Annotated in this window: 18 protein-coding genes and 1 riboswitch; of the genes, 9 read left to right on the forward strand and 9 right to left on the reverse strand. The window is 45.8% G+C overall.

What is annotated here, in order from left to right; translation table 11 throughout:
• Window positions 1-17 precede the first annotated feature (17 nt).
• Window positions 18-584, forward strand: a complete 567-nt coding sequence (locus Q4Q54_RS00580) for a hypothetical protein (RefSeq protein WP_311987189.1) — start codon at window positions 18-20, stop codon at window positions 582-584.
• A 358-nt stretch (window positions 585-942) separates the two neighbouring features.
• Here the strand turns inward: Q4Q54_RS00580 and Q4Q54_RS00585 are convergent, their stop codons facing one another.
• The 3 genes from Q4Q54_RS00585 to gbpA form a co-directional block, all read right to left on the reverse strand.
• A complete protein-coding gene (locus Q4Q54_RS00585; protein WP_311987191.1) occupies window positions 943-3,099 on the reverse strand; it encodes a S46 family peptidase in 2,157 nt (718 codons plus the stop codon).
• A gap of 281 nt (window positions 3,100-3,380) precedes the next feature.
• On the reverse strand, window positions 3,381-4,556 hold the full coding sequence (locus Q4Q54_RS00590) for an aromatic amino acid transport family protein (protein ID WP_311987453.1): 1,176 nt from the start codon (window positions 4,554-4,556) through the stop codon (window positions 3,381-3,383).
• Between the two features lie 566 nt (window positions 4,557-5,122).
• Window positions 5,123-6,568 carry an N-acetylglucosamine-binding protein GbpA gene (gbpA, locus tag Q4Q54_RS00595; protein WP_311987193.1) on the reverse strand — a complete coding sequence of 482 codons (1,446 nt, stop codon included), beginning with the start codon at window positions 6,566-6,568 and terminating at the stop codon, window positions 5,123-5,125.
• Between the two features lie 122 nt (window positions 6,569-6,690).
• Window positions 6,691-6,790, reverse strand: a riboswitch (cyclic di-GMP riboswitch).
• A gap of 411 nt (window positions 6,791-7,201) precedes the next feature.
• Between gbpA and Q4Q54_RS00600 the strand changes: the two genes are divergently transcribed.
• Complete coding sequence (locus Q4Q54_RS00600; RefSeq protein WP_106651452.1) at window positions 7,202-7,756, forward strand: TMEM165/GDT1 family protein; 555 nt, start codon at window positions 7,202-7,204, stop codon at window positions 7,754-7,756.
• A 111-nt stretch (window positions 7,757-7,867) separates the two neighbouring features.
• Here Q4Q54_RS00600 and katB read toward each other — a convergent pair whose 3' ends face one another.
• From katB to fkpA, 6 genes are all read right to left on the reverse strand, one after another.
• Window positions 7,868-9,343, reverse strand: coding sequence for a catalase KatB (gene katB / locus Q4Q54_RS00605; RefSeq protein ID WP_311987195.1), 1,476 nt, complete (start codon window positions 9,341-9,343; stop codon window positions 7,868-7,870).
• Window positions 9,344-9,682: 339 nt separating this feature from the next.
• Entirely contained in the window at window positions 9,683-9,925 is a 243-nt protein-coding gene (locus Q4Q54_RS00610) for a YgjV family protein (RefSeq protein WP_006083966.1), read from the reverse strand.
• 89 nt (window positions 9,926-10,014) lie between these two features.
• Window positions 10,015-10,452, reverse strand: a complete 438-nt coding sequence (locus Q4Q54_RS00615) for a PaaI family thioesterase (RefSeq protein WP_259545089.1) — start codon at window positions 10,450-10,452, stop codon at window positions 10,015-10,017.
• A 105-nt stretch (window positions 10,453-10,557) separates the two neighbouring features.
• Window positions 10,558-11,013: a hypothetical protein gene (locus Q4Q54_RS00620; RefSeq protein WP_012090062.1), complete on the reverse strand. Its 456-nt coding sequence runs from the start codon at window positions 11,011-11,013 to the stop codon at window positions 10,558-10,560.
• 110 nt (window positions 11,014-11,123) lie between these two features.
• Window positions 11,124-13,736: an extracellular exonuclease ExeM gene (gene exeM, locus Q4Q54_RS00625; protein WP_311987200.1), complete on the reverse strand. Its 2,613-nt coding sequence runs from the start codon at window positions 13,734-13,736 to the stop codon at window positions 11,124-11,126.
• A gap of 619 nt (window positions 13,737-14,355) precedes the next feature.
• Window positions 14,356-15,129, reverse strand: a complete 774-nt coding sequence (gene fkpA / locus Q4Q54_RS00630) for an FKBP-type peptidyl-prolyl cis-trans isomerase (RefSeq protein ID WP_006080412.1) — start codon at window positions 15,127-15,129, stop codon at window positions 14,356-14,358.
• A gap of 154 nt (window positions 15,130-15,283) precedes the next feature.
• Between fkpA and Q4Q54_RS00635 the strand changes: the two genes are divergently transcribed.
• From Q4Q54_RS00635 to Q4Q54_RS00665, 7 genes are all read left to right on the forward strand, one after another.
• On the forward strand, window positions 15,284-16,234 hold the full coding sequence (locus Q4Q54_RS00635) for a hypothetical protein (RefSeq protein ID WP_311987202.1): 951 nt from the start codon (window positions 15,284-15,286) through the stop codon (window positions 16,232-16,234).
• A 9-nt stretch (window positions 16,235-16,243) separates the two neighbouring features.
• The gene (locus tag Q4Q54_RS00640; protein WP_006080410.1) at window positions 16,244-16,456 is read left to right on the forward strand and encodes a SlyX family protein; all 213 of its coding nucleotides are present in this window, start codon (window positions 16,244-16,246) and stop codon (window positions 16,454-16,456) included.
• A 64-nt stretch (window positions 16,457-16,520) separates the two neighbouring features.
• Window positions 16,521-17,078, forward strand: a complete 558-nt coding sequence (def, locus tag Q4Q54_RS00645) for a peptide deformylase (RefSeq protein WP_311987203.1) — start codon at window positions 16,521-16,523, stop codon at window positions 17,076-17,078.
• A complete protein-coding gene (locus Q4Q54_RS00650) occupies window positions 17,078-18,481 on the forward strand; it encodes a hypothetical protein (RefSeq protein ID WP_311987205.1) in 1,404 nt (467 codons plus the stop codon). Before def ends, Q4Q54_RS00650 begins: the two co-directional genes overlap by 1 nt.
• Before the next feature lie 69 nt (window positions 18,482-18,550).
• A complete protein-coding gene (lpoB, locus tag Q4Q54_RS00655) occupies window positions 18,551-19,144 on the forward strand; it encodes a penicillin-binding protein activator LpoB (protein WP_006080406.1) in 594 nt (197 codons plus the stop codon).
• Between the two features lie 254 nt (window positions 19,145-19,398).
• Window positions 19,399-22,032: an aminopeptidase N gene (gene pepN / locus Q4Q54_RS00660; RefSeq protein WP_311987207.1), complete on the forward strand. Its 2,634-nt coding sequence runs from the start codon at window positions 19,399-19,401 to the stop codon at window positions 22,030-22,032.
• Window positions 22,033-22,521: 489 nt separating this feature from the next.
• A complete protein-coding gene (locus Q4Q54_RS00665; protein ID WP_311987209.1) occupies window positions 22,522-24,414 on the forward strand; it encodes a methyl-accepting chemotaxis protein in 1,893 nt (630 codons plus the stop codon).
• Window positions 24,415-24,522: the final 108 nt, after the last annotated feature.

Consider the following 24,522-nt stretch of genomic DNA (forward strand, 5'->3'; position numbering starts at 1 on the left):
GTGACTTAGGTGCAAAAATGCGATTCAGAACAAGGTTATTTCAAGCAAATTTTTTACTTTGTGTCTCGCTGCTCAGCGCAGCCTCTATTTCCATTGCTGAGGAAAAAACTGGCTATGACTTGTTATTGGAGATGCTTCCTAAGCCCCATGAGATTGAACTGGCGCGCAAAGGTATAGCCGAAACCAATATCGATAAACCTTGGGAACGAGCTTGCCCCTACAGTGAATTAAGTGGCACAGCTGAGGCTGAGGACGAGTATTTCTTTCGCTGCCAACGTTGGAACGACTGTGTGTCGGCAGGCGCTTCGGCCAGTATCTACAGCGAGGCGTTCTTCCAGAATCATCAACGACAACCTAAAGATCAGATGCCTTGGGAGTATTTCAGGGATGGCAGCATGTTTCTTCTTGAGCCATCCGATTTCGAGACTGTCTCCGGTCACTTGAGACAGTATGCCCTGAAATCTGCAGAGGAAAATTGGCGCTTGTTTGAGGGGCGCGATGCTGCCGCGGCAAGTGACATGGTGGAAACGAAATTCTGGCAATGGTGCTCTATTCAACCTTTATCACTTTGGGAAAATGAGTAACTGCTCGGATAAAGATTAATTTGTATTTAAACCTTGTACCTACAGTGATATTACGCCGCAGATATGAAAATGATCGCAATAGCCAAGCAACCGAGAAAGCAAATTGCGTAATCTTTTCAGTCCACAGGTGCCGATAATGCTAAAAAGGTGAGCTAATACCATGGCGCACCTATCAATACTCTATCTCAACAGCTATCAGCAGTCATTGCACAAAAAATAGCGATAAATCCAGTGAGTTTATCGCTATTTTATTATCTTGTTATTTCAGTATTCTTAAAGCACTAAGTCGCACTTGAATGCTGATAATCCAAATTCACTATGCCATTATAGGCCGCACCATCGCTGGTGCGGCAATAGATTACTTAACGATTTCCATCTCAGCTAATAGATTGTCGGCATGGTCTAAATATTTCATGACCCACAACATATAGCGGCTATCTACTTGGATTGAACGGTTGATGTTATCGTCATATGCCCAGTCACCGATAATGCTTTCATACACACCATCGAACAGTAGACCGACTAATTCAGCGCGGCCGTTTAGGGTGGGTGAACCTGAGTTGCCGCCGGTGGTGTCTAACGTCGACAAGAAGTTAACCGGTACAGAATCAATGGCTTTCACATAGAAATCACCGTATTGCTTCTGCTTAATCAGCTCTAACTCTTTCTTCGGCGCATCGAAAGGATCAACACCTGTGTCCTTTTGCACTATGCCTTCAAGGCGAGTGAATGGCACAGCCACTAAACCGTCTTTTGGCGAGTAGCCTTTCACATGACCAACCGTGACACGCAGGCTTGAGTTCGCATCGGCATACACTGGCTTACCTTGCTCAAGATTGTAGGCAATGATGGCATCCATATACTGAGGACGCACTTTCATCAGCTCGCCATCCAGTTCTTTTTCTTTCTTTTCTTCAGCCATATCTGTGTCATACATAGCCACGGCGAATTGAATGAAAGGATCTTTAGAGGCTTTAAAATCGGCAACGGATTTATCCATCCATGCCAGACGCACGTCTTTTTTGCCTAACTCAGTTTTGGCGTACATTTTGTCTAAGGTTTTCGAAAGCTTAGCTTCGTTGAACTTTTTATCGATACCAAAGGCTTTATCCAATGCGGGTAGACGTTTGTCTTCTGGCAGTGCGGCGTAGCGTTTCAGCATATCGAATAACACGGCTTTATCGACGCTTGGCGCATAACGACGGTCGATACGCTCCATGCTCGCTTTGAGGCGAGTCATATCACGCTCTTGGAAGCCAGGTTCACGCTGCATATCCGGCAGTTGTTTCTCGTTCGCTAAGCGATACAAGCTGCGCGCCGTTGGCAACATAGTCGTGCTACCAATGTAGCTTAAGATCATGTCACGCTCTTGATGCGCTTTACTCTTGGCAATTAACGCGTCTAATTTTGCTAAGGTTTTGCCGTATTTCGCTTCACGGCTGCTGTCTTTAGCGATCCACGCTGCAAGCTCAGCTTCGCGGGCTTTACGGTCCGCCAGCATGGTGGATTTGCCATAAAACTCGATCATTGAGGTGAAGTTTTTCGCGTAGTTTGCAAGGCCAGCAATTTGACTCTCGTACTTAATACGTTCGTCACTGCCCTCTGGCGCGGTATCTTTAATGATCTCAATAAAGCGCTCGCGCAATAACTTACCTTCTGGATAAGCCCACTCGAACTGATTTTGTACTTCATTGGCGGTGCGATATCGGTTGGTGCGACCTGGGTAGCCAGCGACCATGACAAAATCGCCATCGCTCACGCCTTTAGCCGATACTTTTAAGAAGCTTTTTGGCTCGTATGGCACGTTATCGCTACTGAAATCGGCAGGTTTGCCCGCTTTAGACACATAGGCGCGATAGAAAGAAAAATCCCCTGTGTGACGTGGCCACATCCAGTTATCGACGTCGCCACCGTATTTACCCACGCTCGCGGCTGGGTTATAGACTAAGCGTACGTCGCGGATTTCCAGTTGTTTAACCAGATAATATTCAAGACCGCCGTGGAAGCTATAAACTTGGCAACGGTAGCCGTCTTCTTTTTCGCATTCAGCTACTAAGGCTTTTTCTTGGCTTTCAACGCCTTGATAGAAGTCACTGCCCATTTTGCCTTCAAGCCCGCCTTTAACGCGCTCAGTCACATTGGTCACATCTTCGGTCACGTACACACGTGAACCCGGTGTGGCAGGTAATTCATCGGCGAAGGTCTTAGCTAAAAAACCATCTTGCAGCAGGTTTTTTTCTGGGGTGGAGTTGTATTGAATCGCACCATAGGCACAGTGATGGTTAGTGACCACCAAGCCTTTTGGCGATACGAATGACGCGGTACAGCCACCAAGGCTGATCACTGCGTTCATTGGGAATTCAGTGAGTTTTGAAATCGATTTGGCATCAATTTCTAGCCCTTTTGCTTTAAGCTCATCGGCCATAGCGGGCAGCTGATGGGGCTGCCACATACCTTCGTCAGCCTGAGCGCCAAAACTGGCGGCCACGGCAACTGTGAGTAACCATTTTTTCATTGTGTTAAGTCCGTTTTATGTGAATGAAGCCACGCGCAAGCTGGGCCATGTTCTCGTTTTAATCGTGTTGTTTTTATCTTAAGTCACTGTATTAAAACCCAGCATCACTCGCTTTAAAACCTAAAAAGCAAAAAGTCAGGCCGGGGCCTGACTTTATCACATGGGATACACTTTATAACAGACTCAGAAAAATTCGCTTACAAAGCAAATACATTTCATCAGCGCTACCCCGCGGCGTTCGCTACAATACTGACGTTAGCTGCGAGCTAAATACCAAGCCGTTAGATTGCAACAAATAGCTGCGCGCCCACAATCACAGCGCCTAACAAACCTGCCATCACTAAGCCTATAGAACCACCCGACACTTGATAACCGCCTGGTTGTGTTTGGCGTTGACGCAATGCCATCACGATTGGCAAGAAGATGATCATCACCACCAATGGCACGGCCGCGAATCCCAGTACCGCCACAAAGCCTTCTGGCAGATACAGAGCACATAATACTGGCGGCATAAAGGTTAACAACCAGGTCTGCATACGGCCGGCAAACGTCTCTTTAGCGCGGGTTAATTCGGCGACAAAGTCATACAGGCTTAAGGTCACCCCTAGGAATGAGGTCACTAGGGCTAAATCGGCGAATAACGAAATACATTTGCTGATCCAAGGCGTATGGGCAATATCCTGTAATGCCGTCACCAGTGACGGTAATGAACCTTCAAAACCACTGACTTCATAGCCGCCTACTGTGCCTAAGGTCACCAATAGCCAAAGCACATAACAAGCCAGTGGAATCGTCGAACCGATTAACAATACCTTGCGCAGTGAAACTGCATCGCCATCCAGATAACGCACTAAAGTGGCAATACAAACGTGGAAACCAAAAGATGTAAACACTACGGGAATCGCCGCCATCCAACTGCTGGTCATCGACTCGGCAATCGCGCCCGTTGCCATGCTGGCAATACTGACTTCAGGCAGGAGAAATAACACCACAACCACCAGCAGTAAAATCATTAACGAAAACAGGAAGCGGGACACTTTATCGACCCAAGCCACTCCTAGCGCCGCAAATCCGCCGAGCACTAAGGTAAACAACAATACGGCGACTTGATTATCGAGCACGATATCGAACATGTTCTTCGCTTTAAGCACTAATAGCGATGACCCACCGGTGAGATAAGCCGCAGTCAAAGCAAATAATAAACTTAAGAAAGAAGCGCCTTGAATTATTTGACCTTTTTTACCCAGTAATTTACCCGTAATGGCATGCACGTTATCACCTACGCCAGTGCGTAAGTTAATTTCGAGCATCAGTAATGAGGTATAGGCAGATACGCCCCAAATAACGACGAGTAACACTAACGCCGGAATAATACCTAAAGCCGCGGTAGCTAAAGGTAAGGCTAACATACCTGCGCCAATGGCCGTCCCGGCAACGATGGCGATCGAGCCTAACATTTTTGAATTCACACAATAGTCCTGTTCAATGATTAATTATTATTTTATTTGAGTAAGATTTGAACCGATAAAGCCTTGCGTCTTAAATCGAAATAAGCAACACATCACTTAAAGCAGCTTCAAAAAGCATCCAATCGGATCTCATTCCTGCAGATCAATTGGCCCCAATAGCTTTTGAATATTTCAACCCAGTAGCCATTGAGGCTAACTAAATCGGTTGCATAAAAGTGGCATGACTTTCAATTGTGATAATCCTAATAACAACATAGGTAAAATAGATAGTTTGGGACATTAACAGAGCCAAACCCAGTGGGCAAGCCAGTTGTGAACAAAGATAAGTCGCGCACTGTACGGTAACAACTTAATAGCGCTGTGATAAACGAAAACATACAAGCTAACAAAATCGCTACCTTTGTTGGAAATACGTGGGGTTCAGCATTGTGGGGGAATCGAGGTAAAACGTATATTTTGACAGTCGCAAGCGCGCTGAATATGGGCTTAAACATATTCGCTGTGTTTAAGCCCAATCACCTCATGTTGAGAATCAATTAACTCAAGATGTTAATTTACAGTTCAGTCCACGCCATAGTCCAAGAAGCGCCAACACCTGGCTCAAATCCTGTGGCAGAAACCGACCACTGCATGCAATAGCCGCTATAGGGGAATGGCTTACATTGATACACTTTGCCATTTTTAGGCTGTAACACTGTAGTGCCTGCAACGTAACCTTTCACCCCTTCAGGGAAGACAAAATCCGCTTCCGGCGTTGGTGCTTGATCCTTTAAGAAGAGATCAAAGTTCTGCTGAATAACATCACCTTGTTTAGGCTCAGCTTTAACCTGCAAGTGATAATGCCCAGCTTTAGGCGCAACCACGTCTAACACTAAGCTCGCGCTGGTATTGTTAACGGTTTGACTGACAAAACCGGCTGCCGTGCCATCGTGACTAAACAAATACGCAGACACTAACATTTCAGCATTGCTAGTGACGTCAAAACGAACCTGCGCCGCGCCGTCGATAATTTGATAATCGTCGGCAAGTGAAGTGACTTCTAAGCTGTTGCCCGGTGCGGGCGCCAGATCAAATCCCACTTCGACACGCTCAATACCTGAAGTCGTCGCAGTAAAAATGTCGTTTTTGCCATACACAGGCTCAATCACACCTGATGCATTTTTTTGTCCCGCTTTTAACTGAGACTGCTGGGCATTAATCGCGCTCGCTAATAGGAAAGGCCAATTTTGTTTATCACCTTGAGTCGCATCGCTAATGGTAATGACTGTTTGCTTAGCCGGTTGCTCACCATTGGCATCGAACACTCGGGTCATCACTTTATCGCCCGCCTTGAGATCGAGTGACGGATTGATGTCGCCCACATCGAGCCATTCACCCGGTACGACGGGACCCGAATCTAAGTTCACATCGATAGCATTGTAGAAACTGTTGGTGGTATCGCCCACTTCCCACACGGCTAGAATCACTTGATAACCGCTGCGACCTTCTGGCACATAGCAGTCATGGGTCACTAACTTAGGCGGCTGCACCATGCCACCATCGACCACGCAGAATGGCGCTAAGTCAAAGCTCGCACGGCTTAAAGCTTGGTTTTGATTCCAATCTTGGCGAGTTAAATAATAACGCCAATTGCGGGTGACATGATTGGCAGTGAACTGCCAGCTGAACTTATTCCAGCCCGCTTTAATATCTGTCTTTGACCAACGGCTGGAACTCTGTTCATCTAAAGGCGAGAAAGCACCATTACCCGCACTCGCCAGTTTGCCATCCGCAGGACCTGACTCAGGAAAACCTGATGGTCCTTCAACGCTTTGCGGTTCCCATTGCACCGCACCACAGTTGGCATTGTTGCCGGTTTTACAGGCATAGGAACGTGACTCTGGCGCCACAACATAACCATGTGCCTGTGCAGAAATACTCACAAATGTATTTGCCGCCATCACTGCGGCGGCCAATAAACTCAATTTAGAAACAGGGGAAAAAACAGTAGGATTTGCCACTTTAATGCACTCCATTTGCACCCATCTTCGCCAGTATTGGCTTGGGCTTAGGTATAAAAGTGGTATTTGGGCAAACAACAGCATTAAACAGCAGTCGTTTATCTTTCACAGAAATCGAATTCTGCGGCAACTCCGCTATCTTAGTTCACTAAAAAATCCATTTACAACCTTAGACCGGAAGCTTTGCGTCCTAACTTTTCAATTAGTTTGCCAAATACGGTAGGTGTCATCGAATCACTACGAGTTAATAGTATGTAATCAAGTAGAAATGACTTGGCTAAATTAGCAACAAAAGACAACGCTGTCAAAAAATTAACCCATTTATATTCATATAATTACAGAATGTCGCGCGGTATTATTCTGACACCCGTCAAACATTCATTCATGCCTACTGTAATAAACTCGTGCTTGAAACCGAAATTCACTTAGGTATAATGCCCACCTCGCTTCGGGGGAGTAGCTAACTGGATGTCGAACCATCGTCATCTAGGGTGAACATCAACATACTTGGCCACACGCCATGGTGTTCACAGCAAATCATCGATTTGCCCAGCAAGACCTGAGCACAATGACTGCACCTAGGGGTGGACGGTTTATTGTGCTTATGTCTTAACCACCCCTAAAGGATCACACTTGGAAGCCCTACTTGCCTCAACCTTTACGGTTGCTATTGCCGAAATTGGTGATAAAACTCAATTACTTGCACTAATTCTTGCCGCAAGATTTAAAAATAAAACCGCCATTATTTTAGGCATTTTGTTGTCGACCTTATTCAACCATTTTGCCGCCGCTTGGATTGGCCAATGGGCGATTAACTGGGTCAGCCCAGATCTTGCCCGCTATTTAGTGGCTGCGTCCTTCTTCGCGATAGCCCTTTGGGTGTTAATCCCAGATAAAGTCGATGCTGAAGAGAGCCGTTTCTATAAAATGGGCCCCTTCCTCGCCACCTTTATCCTGTTTTTCATCGCCGAGATGGGGGATAAAACGCAAATCGCAACGGTAGTGTTAGCCGCAAAATACGATTCATTAACTATGGTGGTTGCAGGCACAACCTTAGGCATGCTGCTTGCCAACGTACCAGTGGTGATCGCAGGCCATTTCAGCGCCGAAAAATTGCCTATGTTGTGGATACACCGCGGCTGCGCCGTATTGTTCGCACTGTTAGGCGTAGCAACACTACTGTTCTAGATCATTGATCATATTAAATTAAGGCAACACAAAGGCCAGTGATAAACATCACTGGCCTTTCTACTTACAGCGGTTGTATTGAGATAAACAGTGTCGACTTAGAAACGCAGTTTATAGGCCTAATGCCGTTTTAATCCGTTGACCGTAATCCGCATCGGCTTGTTCGAAATGCGCCACCATACGTTGCTGCACATCTACACTCGCTTGACTTAATGAACCTGAAATCGTTGCCACTAAGCGCGCTTTCTCCGCTTCAGAGAAGATGCGATACAGATTACCCGCTTGGGTATAATCGTCTTGGTTATAACGACTGTAACGCGCCGCTTCACCTTCTAAACGCAGTGGTGGTTCGCTAAAGTTTACTGGCTCAACCAAGGCATCAGCAGTGCTGTTCGGGCCATAGTTTGCCGAAGCGTCGCCACCCGTTTGGCTACCATGGTAAGGGCATTGTGTGCCCGCCATAGCGCCCGCACGTTGATGGTGATTTGCCTTAGCCGCATGTGGGCAGTTCACCGGTAACTGGTTGTAGTTAGCACCAATGCGGTAACGCTGGGCATCGGCATAGGCAAATAAACGCGCTTGTAACATCTTGTCGGGTGAAGCCCCGACGCCTGGGACCAAATTGCTCGGTGCCAATGCCACTTGCTCAACTTCGGCAAAATAGTTTTGTGGCAGACGATTCAGTTCTAATACACCAATCTCAAGTAATGGATAGTCGCTATGCGGCCAAACCTTAGTTAAATCAAATGGATTGATATGGTAAGTATTGGCATCTGCCTCAGGCATAATTTGCACATTAACCGTCCAACGCGGGAAGTTACCATCAGTAATAGCAACCACCATATCGCGCTGTGATGAATCGGGATCTATCCCTTTTAATTTATCGGCTTGTTCATTGGTTAAGTTGACCACGCCTTGCTGGGATTTAAAGTGGAACTTCACCCAGAAACGCTCGCCCTTGGCATTCCACAGCGAGAAAGTGTGTGAACTATAACCGTGCATTTGGCGGTAGTTGGCTGGAATACCGCGATCCGACATCAAAATGGTCACTTGATGCATGGCTTCAGGATTCAATGACCAAAAGTCCCACATGGCCTGTGGGTCTTTTAAGTTTGTCTGGGGATTACGCTTTTGCGTATGGATAAAGTCTGGGAACTTAATCCCGTCACGCAAGAAGAAAGTCGGCGTATTATTACCCACAATATCGTGATTACCGCGAGCCGTGTAGAAACGCAAACCAAAACCGCGTGGATCGCGCTCAGCATCGGCTGAACCCATTTCACCACCGACGGTCGAGAAACGAATGAAGGTTTCAGTTTGCTTACCAACGCCATTGAAATGGTCGGCAATGGTGTAATCGCTTAAATCTTTGGTCAGGGTAAATGTGCCGTAAACGCCAGTACCTTTGGCATGCACGATACGCTCAGGAATGCGCTCACGGTTGAAATGGGCTAACTTTTCAATTAAATGCCAATCCTGTAATAGCAAAGGACCACGTTCACCCGCCGACAGAGAGTTTTGATCGTCGGCCACTGGGGCGCCGTTTTGGCTCGTTAAGTACTGACTTGTTTGATGTTGTTGACTCATGCCCTGCTCCTTAGTCTTGATTGCTGGTTAACCAGGTTTCAATTAAATCGTAAATGGTGGCCATGGTTTATCTCCTTGGCTGCGACGTGTTGTCGATGGAGCAAGAATAGATAATTACCACCAAAGAATAAAACGATTAAACTAGATTCAAGTAATCTATAAAAAAGATTAAAAGAAAAATATCAAAGTCGATAAACGATTGCGCGGACTCACAGCCAATGGTCCGCTCACATCATTTAAGATGCGGTTGAAAACCAACATGGCTGCTTGCTGCGATGAAGCTGAGTGCTGTAAAGCAGAGTGCGGTACAAAAAAGCGGAGAAAGATGATGCGTTGCCATTAACTGGCGGGTAAGTCGGCTTCGCGGTAAAGCTTAACCAGATAATAAGTGTCTATCAGTACGATAAAAAAGTTCACTAAGGCAACAGGATAAGCCCCAATTGCCACGCCGTAGGCCACAAATAAAGCCGCACCGATAAGATTCCACCAGCGCAGTTTTTTGATGTTCGACATCATCAGTGATATTGCGACAACCACAGACGCTAAATAACCAACCCATTCCCAAATTGTCGCGTTATCCATATCCAATCCTTATTTATATATTATTTAAATCAAACGATTGATACGCCATTCACACCACAGGAAATAGGCTGGGCTATTGCATTTAGCATTTAGCGTTTAACGACAGCCGCCGTCATCCGTGAAATACAGGTCAGTTCACCGGCGCCGTTATGGATTAACACTTCCCATACAGAGCTGCGTTTTCCTAAATGAATAGGCTTAGCCGTGGCGGTTAATAGCCCATTACGGGAAGCCCGTAAGTGGTTAGCGTTAATTTCTTGGCCGACACAATAGTACTGCTCAAAATCCACCGCAAAGTTTGCTGCATAGCTGGCAACGGTTTCAGCAAGCGCAACATTCGCGCCGCCATGGACTATCCCCAAAGGGTTATGCACTGCAGGACTGGCAGGCATAGTTGCCTTCATATAATCGTCGCCAATCTCACTGATCTCAATCCCTAAGGTCTGCATCAAGGTGCCTTTGCCGCCCATACCGGCATCTAAACGCGCGCAATCCTCTAACGTGACAGCTCTAAACCAAATACTCATTGCAACTTCCTAGTCAATAAAACCAATCAGCAGTTTACTGCGAAGTGGATGAAGTTCAACTAGTTTGCGCTAAGCCAGTCCCGTCAATCTCGGTAAAAATTAGACTCAAGCTAACCATTGTTTAGTGATACTCAACTGGCTAAACCAGACGAGAAACAATCCCCAAATCACCACCACACTCGGCATGATTAACGCGTCAGCCCCCAGCACCACAGCCGCTTGTTGAATGCAAAACACATAGCTCATTTGCAACAAAACCGCGATAAGCGAGGCAACTAGCACTTTATAGGCAAGGGATTTTCGTAAAAACAACAATAGACATCCTAGAACACCCGACACTACAGCAAAGCCAAATATCGCATCAACGAAAGCCGGCGTGGTTTCATAGAGTTTGATTTGATCTGGGCTCATTTGCGCCAAGGCATCCGGCGTCATGGTCATTTGGATCACAAAGGCCATCAGCCCCATGATATTCCACAATAAACTGAGCGTTGCGACAAAGTAAAACCACAGTGGCGCTTTCGCTTTAATGGTTTTCAGCGGATTTGAGACTGTATCCATACTCACTCCTAATAAAAACTGAAAAAAACAACTAAAAAAGGGATGGCGAACCATCCCTTCGTTTCAGTCTAGCTCACAAATAACACTTGTGAGTTCACCCGTTACTCAGGTTAACGGCGACGACGTTGTAAACCAAACAAGGACATCAGTGCTAAACCTAAATAACCCAAAGCACCGCCATCATCTTTAGGCGTTGGCTCAGGTTTTGGTGGCACTACTGGCGCTGGGTAGCTTAAGGCAACGATCACAGGATCGTGGTCCGATGCAGAGAATGCATTTTCAGATTTAGCTAGATCACCAGAGAACTTCTTACCGTATTCAAACAGGTTAGATTCCACTGAGTTGATGTGCCAATCTTCAATATCCACTAAACGTTTGGCTAAGCTAGCATTGGCTAAAGCGTGGTCTAAGTTGCCTAGCTCGCCGTTATAGCTGTAAGAGTAAGTGCCTGCACCGTGGGCTTTCGTGTTCAAGTTGATCAGGCCATAACCTTTTTCAATCTTGCTGCCTTGGCGTTCAAATACTTTGCCATCGAGCGTCGTCCACGAAGCGGTCATGATGTCACGATCTGACTTGCTCGCATCAAAGTCAGTCAGCACACGGATAGGATCTTCCATACCGTAGGCATTCATATCACCGATGATCAGTAAGTCGCCCTTCACGTCTTTTAGCGTTTCACCCAAGACTTTGGCCGCAGATACGCGGAAAGCATTACACTTGCCCTGTTGATCAGCAGGATCGACTGACTCTTCAAAGTTAGCCCAATCTTCTAAACAGCCTGAGCCTTTAGATTTCAAATGGTTAACGACTACGGTCAGCGACTCATCATGGATTTTAAAGGTTTGCGCTAAGCTGTGACGTTGGTAAGCATCGTTACCTGGATTTGTCTCAGTTTTGCCATCTTTAGTACGAGTCACGCTGCCAGCACTGGCATGTTGCTCAGGAGTATCGATAGCTTGAGCAGCACCTGCTAAGGTCACTTTGCCGCCGCGGTATAACATGCCCACAGTGATAGCATCAGTGCCAAAGTACTTGCCGTCATACTTGTCAGCGTCGGTGATTTCAACAAAGCTATACGCGTTTTCAGGCGTTTGCTTCTCGTTCAGTGCATCGACTAAGTTTTTAATCGCACTCTTCTCACCAAAACCGTTGTTGGCAATTTCCATCAGACCGACGATATCGGCGTTCATGGCAGTAATAGCGCTAACGATTTTAGTACGTTGTAGCACCATTTCTTCAAGCGTTAGGGCGCCACGGTTACTACCTGATGGATTGGTATCACCACCATCAACATCGTTAAAGAAGTTAAGCACGTTAAAGCTAGCCACGCGCAGATCGCCCTTAGTGGCGACGCTTGGGGCATCAGTTCTGTCATCACCACGGATAAAATCACCCGCAGTAATAGTGTTAGTTGCCACTAAACGATAAGCACCGTAGCTGTAACCAATCACGCCTTGCAGATTAGTCAGTTGGTCGCCCACACGGATATAGCCCGTTTCCACATTGAAATCAGGGAAGTATGGAATAACACCGTCGGCAGGTTTGTAATCAGATTCGATAAAGAGTTGGTTTTCGAGGTTAGATTTAACTAACGCAGTCGCTTCAGCAGAAAGCGCGGGATAAAGCTGTGTCGACTTCATCAAAGGCGCTTGATAAGACACTAACATGTTGTTGCGACGGCCAGCGTAATCATAGCTGAAGGTACGGCTGATCTTAAGATCGCTGCCCGCATCTAAAGCCACATTCATGCCTTCATAACGCTCTAATGCTTGCGCTAAGGTTTCGCCATCGGCGACATAGAAAGGCGCGGCAACTGGAACTTCACCCTTAGCGCCGACTTCAAATTTCTTATCGGCTTTAATATCGATTTGAGTTAAGCCAAAGTATTCTTTCACTTTACCTTGTACACAAACTTCAACCCCAGGTTGAATTGCTTCAGGTACCGATTCACCTAAGAATACAAACACACCATCAGAGGTATACGGTGAGTTATCACCTTTCACTTCTTGTAGATAAAAACCTTTAAACAAGCTTTCGCCACGGGCCGTCACGACACCGCGCACTGTGACTTCAGCTTCAGATTCAAATGCACCTTCTGGAACGTAAGGGCTAGACTCACCCGCACCTTGTACTTGATAAATCGGCACTATTTTAGCGCCGCTGCAGCTAAAGAGCGGCACTTCTGGCTCTGCTGGGGCTTCTAGATAACCTAATCCTGAGAAGGTATCTTTAGGTAATTGTTCCCACTGGGCGGCATTAAATACCGTATTCGCCACTAACGCATCTAATTTACGTTTTAAGGTAACGTCGAATCCCCAACCCGTTGGTGTTGGTACATCGCCAATAATATCGACAACCGCATCATCTTTAACGAGTGCGACCGCATCACCACCATTAAAACTTAAACTGCCAGAGTAACTGTCAACACCTTGGTCAAGCGTGATCACAGCGCTAGAATTTAAAATGACTTTAGTCGTTTTAGGCGCAATGGATTGGCCATCTAATGCCACCATATCTGATGCAACAGTTGCCCCATCTTTATAACGAACCAGTTTATAACCCGCGAGATCAATTGCCGTATCGCCGCTGTTATACAGTTCAATTGCTTTATTGTTTGAGCTACCTTCAACATATTCGGTAATCATCACATCTGCGCTTGCCATCATAGGCAAAGCCGCTGCGACAGCTAAAGAAATCGCCGTTAACTTATTAACATTATCCATATCATCAACCCCATTATTATAATATTGCCGCTAACTTCTATTAACGTGCGGGCGGATTATTTCAGAGTTGAATGCTTAAAAAAAGAGGGCAAGATCGCACATTGCCAATGTAACACATTGATGAGTAAATGATTATGGACATGACACTGTTCACCTAGCAGAACAAGGTGATAATTCGAAAGTATTAGCCAAATAAAAACAAACAGTAAGAGTAATACACATATGCTCAGCCAAATCACTGGCGCGAACAAATAATAACCAATATTTTAATGTGATATTTTAATGATTTTTATCGGTATGCAATACCCAATAAAATGTAAAGAATTCGGCGCTTTAAAAGATAGTAGATATCATTAAAACGTAATTTAGTCTTCATCATTTTGAAATAAATCCAACGCTAAAACGGACTGGATTTAATGATTAATCTCATCCATTGGCATATCCGATAGATATTGATGGTTGCTATACAAAACTAAACATGACTAAAGACTGCAAACCTTGTATAGCATGACAATAAATTAAGCATTAAAACAATAATGTGATTTTTACAGACAAAAAAATACCGCCCATTTAGGAGCGGTATTTCACTTACTGCGTATTAAACGCGGCAGTTAATTCATTACTTTTTAGCTGCTGGTTCAGCGGCTGGCGTTGCAGACGCTTTCTCAACTGATTTCAATTCAACTTCAAAAACCAGTGTGGAATTTGGTGGAATAGTACCAGTGTCACGCTCGCCGTAGGCTAAGTTTGCAGGAATAACAAACTTGTACTTAGCGCCAACAGGCATTAATTGAACGCCTTCGGTCCAACCTGGGATCACGCGGTTCAGTGGGAACTTAGCCGTTTGACCACGTTTGTATGAACTGTCGAACTCAGTACCGTCGATTAACGTACCCACATAATCCACTTCTACAGTGTCTTCTGCGGCAGGTTTTTCGCCAGTACCTGGTGTTAATACTTCATATTGTAAGCCAGACTCAGTTGTCACTACGCCAGACTTAGCCTTATTTTCTTCAAGGAATTTTTTACCGTCTTCGATGTTCTTAGCAGAAATCGCAGTCGCTTGTTCCTGACGTTTATCGTTTAACTTTTTATCTAGACCTTGAAGAATGGTTTGCATTTCTTCTTCGGTTAATTTTAATTGGTCATTCAGACCATTAGTGAAACCAGTGACGATCAGAGTGCGATCAACTGGTAGGCCTAATTCTTCTTGCTCTTTGATATGGCCAGACATGTAACGACCGATTGAAGCGCCTACACTATAAGCTTCTTTTTGAGCTTCTGTCGTTAATTCAACACTTGTACTCGCAGCAGCTGCTTTTTCTTCTTGATTACAAGCAGATAGGCCAATAACAGCCAATGCAACTAACGATAATTTATAAATCGATTTCATTAAAGCTTCCTCAGCATCCTCAAGCGGTTACAATAACCTAAGCGAGACAACTTTATACTAGTTATCTCGGTTATACCAACTAGATTCTTTATGGGTTAACAGTGATTAATGTCACTTGATCAAGTCTAAAGACAGCAACTTAGGGAGCAAGTTCATGAAGAAAAATCTACTGCTGGTAATTTGCACAATTTTTCTGACAGCTTGCCATCCTAAAGCGGAAGACATTAGCGTTCTCACCACTGAACCTAGCTATAGCGCGAGCCTATCAAGCAATGGACAATTCGCCTTAGTCGCCACCCAAAGCAGTGGAGTTCAATGCTGGGATCTCAGCACTCATACCCTTAAATACCAATGGATACATGGCGATATCAATACTGGCGTCACAGGTACGGCGATTTCGCCCAACGGACTATTTGCTGCGTCGTTAAGCCGAGATTCAGTTGCCATGTGGAGAATAGCCGACGGAAAATCCCTAGGATGGTGGTCTTTGCCTTCATCCGGTGAAAGCGTGGCGGTAGCCGATAATGGCGCACTACTCATTGGTTTAAATGATGGTTCAGTTATGTCGCTCAATGCTGCCCAAAGTGCCTTAATCAAATTTCTGGGACATAAAGATCGCGTCAATAGCGTGGCCCTCTCCGCGGATGGTCGATTAGCATTAACGGGTTCGAATGATATGCAGGCGATTCTTTGGCAGGCGCAAACGGGTCAGCCGCTTCATACTTGGACCTTAGGCAGCCGTATCACTAAAGTGGCGCTTAACGACAGTGGCACACTAAGTTTTACCAATGGCAGCACAAATGAAGCCAAAATCTGGGATAACACTAGCGGTAAGCTGTTAAATCAGTTAGATATTACACGTCGGCAGATGAACTTTTCCGCGGTGCGGTTTATCAAACAAGACAGCCAGATATTAACGGGAACGCCGGCGCGGGAAGTCATACTGTGGCAACGCGACTCGGGTAAAGAAATCGAAAAATGGCAGGTTACACTCACTAAAAACAGCCAAAATCGAGGAGCCGTTGTATACTCTGTGGCAATTCGAGATACCAATAAAGTCGTTAGTATCAGTAGCCAAGGCTTAGTTGAGACTTGGCAGCAATAGAGGTTAGTCATGCAAGGCGTACAAGCACAGATTGAAGATCTAGAAACCAAATTGGCTTTTCAAGAGCTCACAGTCGAAGAGTTAAACCAAGAAGTGATCAAATTAAATCGACTTGTGGCTCACCAGCAGCACCAAATTCACATGTTAATTGGTAAGTTACAAGACATGGAACCGAGTAATATGGCGACTCAGGCTGAAGAAACGCCGCCGCCACATTACTAATACTGACGCTTTAAAATAAGACTTTGATTCAAAGACGGTTACCGCAAAATATCCAGGGAATGCGATGTTTAAACATTTGATGCCAAAACAAACCCCGCCTTTATTACCCATAGCGTTAGTGGGTGAAGCTATCCTAGGGCAGACTGCAATTGCAGTGCATCATTTCGATGCCGAGCTCGCGCACCTTGCAGAGCAAATGTCTGCCAGCATGGAAGCCGCCAAAGGCGTTGGCATCGCGGCACCACAGGTTCACAGTCCCTTAGCTTTATTTATTATGGCTTCTCGCCCTAATGAACGTTATCCCGACGCACCCAATATGGCGCCTGTGGTCGTGGTTAATCCGCAAATCATTCATGCATCGAGTGACTTAGTCGGCGGCGAAGAAGGTTGCCTTTCCGTTCCCGGCCAAAGATTTAACATACTAAGACATCAAGCCATTGAAGTGCGCTACCAGAATTTACAAGGCGAGTGGCAACAGGCCGAATTAACAGGCTTTATTGCGCGAATTTTTCAACACGAATTTGATCACCTGCAAGGGATCACCTTACTCGAGCGTTCAAGTATGCCAGAACAGGCTCAGTCGATTTCAGCCCAGTCCATAGAACAAGGTGAAGCGCAATAATGAAACTGTCTTTGGTTACACCTTTATCTCGCGTTTTTATCGCACCCACTTTGGCAATGGGGTTGGTGCTAAGTTTATCGGGCTGCGCCTACAACAGTATTTTTATTAATTACCCTTCACAGATTGAACCGCTCAAACAAGAGTTGAATAGTGCAACGCCCTTGGCCGATATCGACAAACTTGCCAGTAATATCAATGGCAACGATGGCCTACTCTATGCTCAAGAAGCGGGCCGTATTGCTCAAGTCGCCGGCGATTTTGCGGCTAGTAAAAAGTACTATCAACAAGCGGTCGATGCTTACACCGCCTTTGATGATAAGGCCAAAGTCAGCGTCAGCGACATTAGTGCCACAGCCAGCAGCTTAGTGTTAAACGACAATGCGATTCCGTACCGTGGTCCTGGGTATGAACGCATCATGCTGCACCAATACCAAGCCCTTAACTATTTGTTTAGTGGCGATTACCAAGGCGCTTTAGTCGAAGTTCGTCGCAGTAACGAGTTACAAAGCAGCGAGCAAGAGCGCTATCAAAAATCACAAAAATCAGTACAAGCCATGGCGAACGGGACTATCGATGCCGAGGTCAACAAGCTAGGCCAAGCCGCAGGCACTGTGACGAGTTCTTTCTTAAACGCTTACAGCTATTACACCACTGGCGTATTACATGAAGTACTGGGTGAGCCGAACGACGCCTATATCGATTATCGTAAAGCGGCACAAATCACCCCAAACAACACCTATTTACAGCAAGATCTGGTGCGCCTCGCCAAGCAACTTGGCATGCCACAATATGACGAATTTAAACGCCGTTGGGGCGATGCAAAACTGCCTAACCCCAAAGATGGCCAAGTGATTTTGATGGTTGAACGCGGTTTTGTTCCGGCCAAACAGGCACTTACAGTGCCTTTTACCATCCATGGCAATTGGCAAACCGTGTCCCTAGCCACTTACATGCCAAACAATACTTTTGTGCCAGAGACGCAAGTGCAAGGTTTAGGTACAGTGCTGAAAACTGAACCTATTGCCAATATCGATGCCTTAGCCATCACAGCACTCAAGGAAGATCTGCCCGCAACCTTGGTTCGCCAAGTCGCAAGGGTCTATGCCAAATCCGAGATGGCCTATCAGGTTGGAAAGAGTGGCAGCCCCGGAAACAATGCCGCCGATATTGGCAGCATAGCGATGCAGATTTTTAACGTAGTAACAGAGCAAGCGGATCGCCGTAGTTGGCTGACGCTGCCTAAACAAGCACAGATCGGGCGGCGTTATTTGAGTGCAGGTGAATACACTTTGCAGTTAGATAAAGCGCCACCGGCAAAAATTGACGTTGCAGCAGGCAAAACCACCTTAGTCTGGGCAATTGATACTGGTAATTACACCCGAATTTATTCAATAATCATTTAGCTTAGCGGTTGTGGTATTTGAATAAGACGTGTGTCATTAAGTTTATACAATCACAAAATGGAACTGACTATGAAACAATTTAAACTGATTTTTGTGCTGGCTGCCGTTATGGGTCTGGCTGCATGTCAATCTAAAGTCGAATATGGCGATGCCACCGAAGTTGAAACCGTCAATGAGAATTTTGGCTCAACGGATCTACAAGCTATTGCAGCCAAGATGGTGGATAGCATGATGACTTTCCCTCCTATCGTGGCCATGACAGCCAATAGCCGTCCGATTTTATTTGTCGACAGCATCAAGAACAAAACCTCAGAGCACATTGATACTGAGTCTGTTACTGACTCTATCAGCAACAAACTATTGCGCTCAGGCAAGTTCCGTTTTATCGACATGACTAAAGTAGATTCAGTCCGTAAACAATTGGATTACCAAAACAACACTGGCATGGTTGATCCATCAACCGCCATCAAGTTTGGTCGTCAAATCGGCGCGCAATACATGTTATACGGCAATTTATCTAGCATAGTTAAGCAAGACGGTAGCACTAAAGATGTGTACTACAAGATGACAATGCGTTTAATGGATTTAGAAACAGGCCTGATCGAATGGTCTGATGAAAAAGAAATCCGTAAGATGAAGTCTAAGTCTTTCTTAGGCATGTAATTGTCTCTTGGCGCTTACTGTCGCCAAACAGAGTTTCCAAGAAGCCAGCTTAAACGCTGGCTTTTTTTTACATTTTTAACATTGGTTATCCAAGGTAAATAAGGTAGTGTACTCGGCCAAAATACACTGCAATGATGCTGCTTCAAATCGGCGTTGGCGCGAGGGATCATTTGCCACTCAGGCAACCCCAAACTCCCGATATTGAAAGTAAATATCCAAGCAGAAAACAAAACAAATTGTTGAAGGATTTAGTTGTGAACTTGTTTAAAGCCAGTTTTGTTGCCCTTGCCTGCGGCGCATTGATGTCGTGTGCCACCCAAAGCACTCTTAATACGGGCCCACGTGACGCCAGTGCTTACATTAGCCAGTATCAGGCCGCGCTGCGCTCGCAGATCATTTCTGATGTTCGCTATGAACTGGATTTTCAGCTCACAGGGGAAGCCGAGTTTTCCGCCACCTCTAAAGTGACCTTTCAATTAAGTGAAATACCAAAACAACTGAGCTTAGATTTAAACAAGGCACAGATAAAACGCTTTATCATCAACGGTACCGCCGTATATCCAAACTATAATGGCGCTTACATCAGCTTAAATACGCGTTTACTCACCTCGGGTGAAAACACGGTTGAAGTGCAGTTTACTCGCCCTCACAGCACTAATGGCGAAGGCCTGCACCGTTTTAAAGATCCTGTCGATGGCAAGGTCTACCTCTATTCGCATTTTGAACCCGCCGCCGCGCAGCAAATGTTTGCCGTATTCGACCAACCGGATATCAAAGCCAACTATCAGATTACGGTCACAGCACCTAAAGATTGGCAAGTGATTAGCACTATGCGTGAAAGCCAAATCACTCCAGCAGGCGCATACAACCGTTGGACCTTCCCTGATACGCCAAAACTCAGTCCGTATAACTTTTCTATGCATGCGGGTCCCTACCACATGTGGCAAGACAACTCTGGCCGCTATCCAATGCGCCTGTTCGCCCGTGAATCTGTGGCTAGCCGAGTCACACCGCAGGATTGGTTTAACTATACCAAACAAGGATTAACCTTCTTCGATAACTACTTCGGTATTCCATATCCCTTTAAGAAATACGATCAAATTCTAGTGCCTGATTTCCTCTATGGCGCGATGGAAAACGCGGGGGCTGTGACCTTTGCCGAAGATCATTTCCTCTATAAAGCAGCCATGACGGCAGATCAAAAACAAAGCCTAGCCGGCGTTATCATGCATGAAATGGCGCATCAATGGTTTGGCGATCTCGTGACCATGAAATGGTGGAATGGCCTGTGGCTCAATGAAAGCTTTGCCTCCTTTATGGGCACGCTTGCGACTCAGGAGGCGACCGAATTCACCAATGCTTGGCGCACTTTTTACGCTAAAGGCAAACAAAGAGCTTATGAGCAGGACAGCTTAGTCACTACGCATCCAATTGAAGTGCCTGTGGCAACAACCCAAAACGCCTTCGACAATATCGATGCGATCACTTATCAAAAAGGCGCATCGACACTGAAACAACTGCGCCACTTGCTGGGCGACATGGTGTTTCGCCGTGGAGTCAGCAATTATTTAAAACAATATAGTTATCAAAATGCCGAGTTAGATGATTTTATCAATAGCCTAGGCAAAGCCGCTGGTCGTGATTTAAGCGCATGGACTCAAGAATGGCTCTACAGCGCTGGCGTTAACACCATCAAGGCGGAATATCGCTGTGAAGGTAACCGTATCAGCGACTTTAGCCTGCTTCAACTTCCAGCAAGCGCTGAACTGCCAGCATTACGCGAACAAAAAGTCCAAGTAGCGCTCTTTACCCAAGGCCGCTTCGATTTGCGTCATGACGTCACAGTGCCAGTGACTTACAAGGGTGAGCGTACCGAAGTCAAACAACTGATTGGTGAGCGCTGCCCAGACTTAGTCTATCCAAACTTTGATGATTGGGGTTTTGTGAAAGTCGAGCTCGATGACAAATCCTTTAACACCGCAAAACAGCAGTTGAGTAATGTGTCAGATCCACTGCTGCGCTCTATGCTGTGGCAAAGTCTGTGGGACAGCGTTCGTGAAGGTAAATTGAGCTTAGATCAATACCTAAGCACAGTATTTGTTAACGCGCCTGCTGAGACGGACTACACGATTGTTGGTCAGATCATCGATAGCATGTTGCGCTCGAAGCAGTATCTCGCACAAATCGCACCTATTCAGCAAAACTACGCTGAGAATGCAATCAAAGGCTTAAGCCAGATGAGCCTTAGAAAAGCGATGGAAAGCAAAGGCGATAATGACTTCCAACGTATTTGGTTCGATGCGTATGTCAATTTAGCCAGCGACAGGGATTCATTACGCCATTTAGCGCAACTCGTTGACGGCGAAACAAAAATTAAGGGGTTAACCTTAGATCAAGATTTACGCTGGGCGATCATCACCCAGCTCAATCGCTATGATTTCCCTAACGCGCAGCAACGTTTAACCAAAGAAGCGGCCAAGGATAATTCGGACTCAGGCGAAAAAGCTGCGCTTGCCGCGCAAGTGATCCGCCCAGAAGCGGCGGCCAAACGTCGCTGGTTAAGCAAGGTTCATCAAGACAGCCTGCCTTTCTCCAAGCAACGGATCATTATGGAAAATCTTTATCCTGCGGAGCAGAAACTATTGAGCGCGGCTACGGCGGAGGAACGTCTGGCGAGCTTGAGGGATATGGATAAAAAAGGCCCTGTGTTTATGCGTAACTACGCTCACAACTTGATTCCTACTGATTGTAACTACACTAGCATAGCGGCATTGGATAAAGTGCTTGATAGCCAAACTGGATTATCGAATCTCACCCGCCGCAATCTATTAGAAACCCGTCAAATGGAACAGCGCTGTGTACTGATCAAAAATAAAATGACCCAATGAGATTAAGGCCATTTTAGAATTAACAAGGAGCTTCTAGGAGCTCCTTTTTTATGTGCCGTAATAAATGAAGCCTAAGCACGAAGCAGAACAACAAGACTCCCCACAGAAACTTAGCCTTCAAATAAACAGGTTAGCATTCTGAATAATCAATTAATAGAACTCGTAAAACGGTAACATATTTAATTATATCGTTAGCGAGAACGAGTATATTTTAACGGTCTACTGACGATAAAGAATGATATTTATCATTTGTAGAATATTATTCATCCACCTCAATTCAATCTTCTCAGTTTTATCGAGTAACCATTAATAAATAATGGCTCACTCAATCGTTATTAACATAAAAATCATGCGATTATAAAAATTCTAAATTATGGGCGTCACGTCTAAATTTATTACTATAATTCACTAATGGTTTAATGTTTTTCCCCTTGCTGCCGCTATACTAAAACAACGTTAGAGAGCTAACGAAATATAAAGGAATAGATTATGCGATCGACACTCAAAACACGGCTGCTGTTCAGCAGTCTTTCCGCGGTACTGATCACTATTGCTGTACTCGTAAGTATCTCTAGTTATTTCATTAGAAATAATGCGTTAGAAAACACTCAACATGAAATTGACCAACTGGCGAATACCTTTTCATCCGGTATTGGTCAGTGGATGCAAGACAGAAAAATGGCCATTACCAGCCTAAAACAAGCCATTGAAGCCGATCCAAGTACAAACGTTACCCCTCATTTACTGCAAGCGCATACTGCGGTGGACTTTGCCCTCACCTATTATGGCGACGAGCAAGGCAACATGTATCGCCAAGATCCGTCTCTAAATACTGCGAATTATGATCCCCGCGTCCGCCCTTGGTATATGGACGCTAAAGCTGCCGGTAAAATGATCATGACGGCACCCTACGTCAGCGCCACACTGAAAAAACAAGTCGTGACCATTGCCGAGCCTGTGATGGGATCAGGACAGCTGATAGGCGTGGCCGCAGCGAACTTAACCATAGATCAATTAACCGATGCGGTGCAGCGCCTCGAAGTGCCGGGCGAAGGTTATACCTTGATGGTCGATACTGCGGGACTCATCATCAGTCATCCCAATAGCCAGTTCAATACCCAGCAACTCACAAAAATTGATAGTAATTTTAGCAATAGCTGGTTATCACAGCGCACCAATGCCAATACCATGGAAGAACGTACCCTAGATGGCGCCACTAAATTAGTCTATGTCGCGGCAATTCCCTCGACAGACTGGGCGCTGATTTTCGTGATGGATAAAAAGGAAATCATGTCACAGGCAACCGATCTTGCCTGGTGGATGTCGGCCGTAGGTGTCGCCCTATTAGTGCTATTTGGCTTGATTTTAATCGCGATTTTCAAAATCCAATTCAAAGATCTCGAACGCGTTGCCCAAGCACTTAATGATATCGCCGAAGGTGATGGCGATCTAACTGTGCGCATTCATACTGCCAACAGTCACGATGAAATTGGTATGTTGGCTTCGGGCTTTAACCGCTTTGTGGAACGTCTCCATGGCATGATTTCCCGTATGCACAAGATTGCAGGTCAATTGGAGCATCAAGCCCAAGGCAGCAGTGCTTCGGCCACAGACAACAGCCAACGCATTGAAGTCCAACAAGATGAAGTGACTATGGTCGCCACGGCTGTCACCGAAATGGCCAGTGCCACCGAAGAGATTGCCAGCAATGCCGAGCACACAGCACAAACTGCGCAAAATGCTGTCGGGCTTTCGAATCATGGCCACAAACAAGTCGCCCAGAGTCAGCAATCTATCCGTAATTTAGCTAGTGAAGTTGAAACTGCCGGCCGAATTATCGGTGAGCTGAATGAGCACTCACAGAAGATCAACAGTATTCTGTTAACAATCAGTGGCATCGCCGAACAAACCAACTTACTCGCACTTAACGCGGCCATTGAAGCCGCACGAGCGGGTGAACAAGGCCGCGGTTTTGCTGTGGTTGCCGACGAAGTGCGTGTACTGTCACAACGAACTCATTCATCGACCCAAGAAATTCAAGCGATGATCGAAACCCTCCAACAAACCGCCGGCAAAGCTGTTAAATCTATGACTCAGAGTCATGAAATGGCAGAAACCAGTGTGGCCGACGCTAATTCCGCCAGCGAAAGTCTGTTGCTGATCAGTAAAGCCATTAATGATATTTCGGATATGGCGAGCCAAATTGCCACGGCAGCTGAAGAGCAAACTTCAGTCACCAGCGAAATCAACCGCAATACTGAGTCGATTCGTGAAGTGTCGGAGAATCTCTCGATTGAAGCGCAAACCTCTATGGTGCAAGCGCAGGAACTCGCCCACTTAGCGGCGTCATTACAGCAGGAAGTAAATCGCTTCAAACTGTAGAGTCATCACGATTCTATACTCTGATGCCGTAAAATCGTTCCTGACAATAATGCCCGCCAATGTCACTGACATTGACGGGCATTTCTTTATACCTTCCAGCCGCCCCAA

The organism is Shewanella sp. SP2S2-4 (assembly GCF_031932025.1).
Lineage (GTDB): Bacteria > Pseudomonadota > Gammaproteobacteria > Enterobacterales > Shewanellaceae > Shewanella > Shewanella baltica.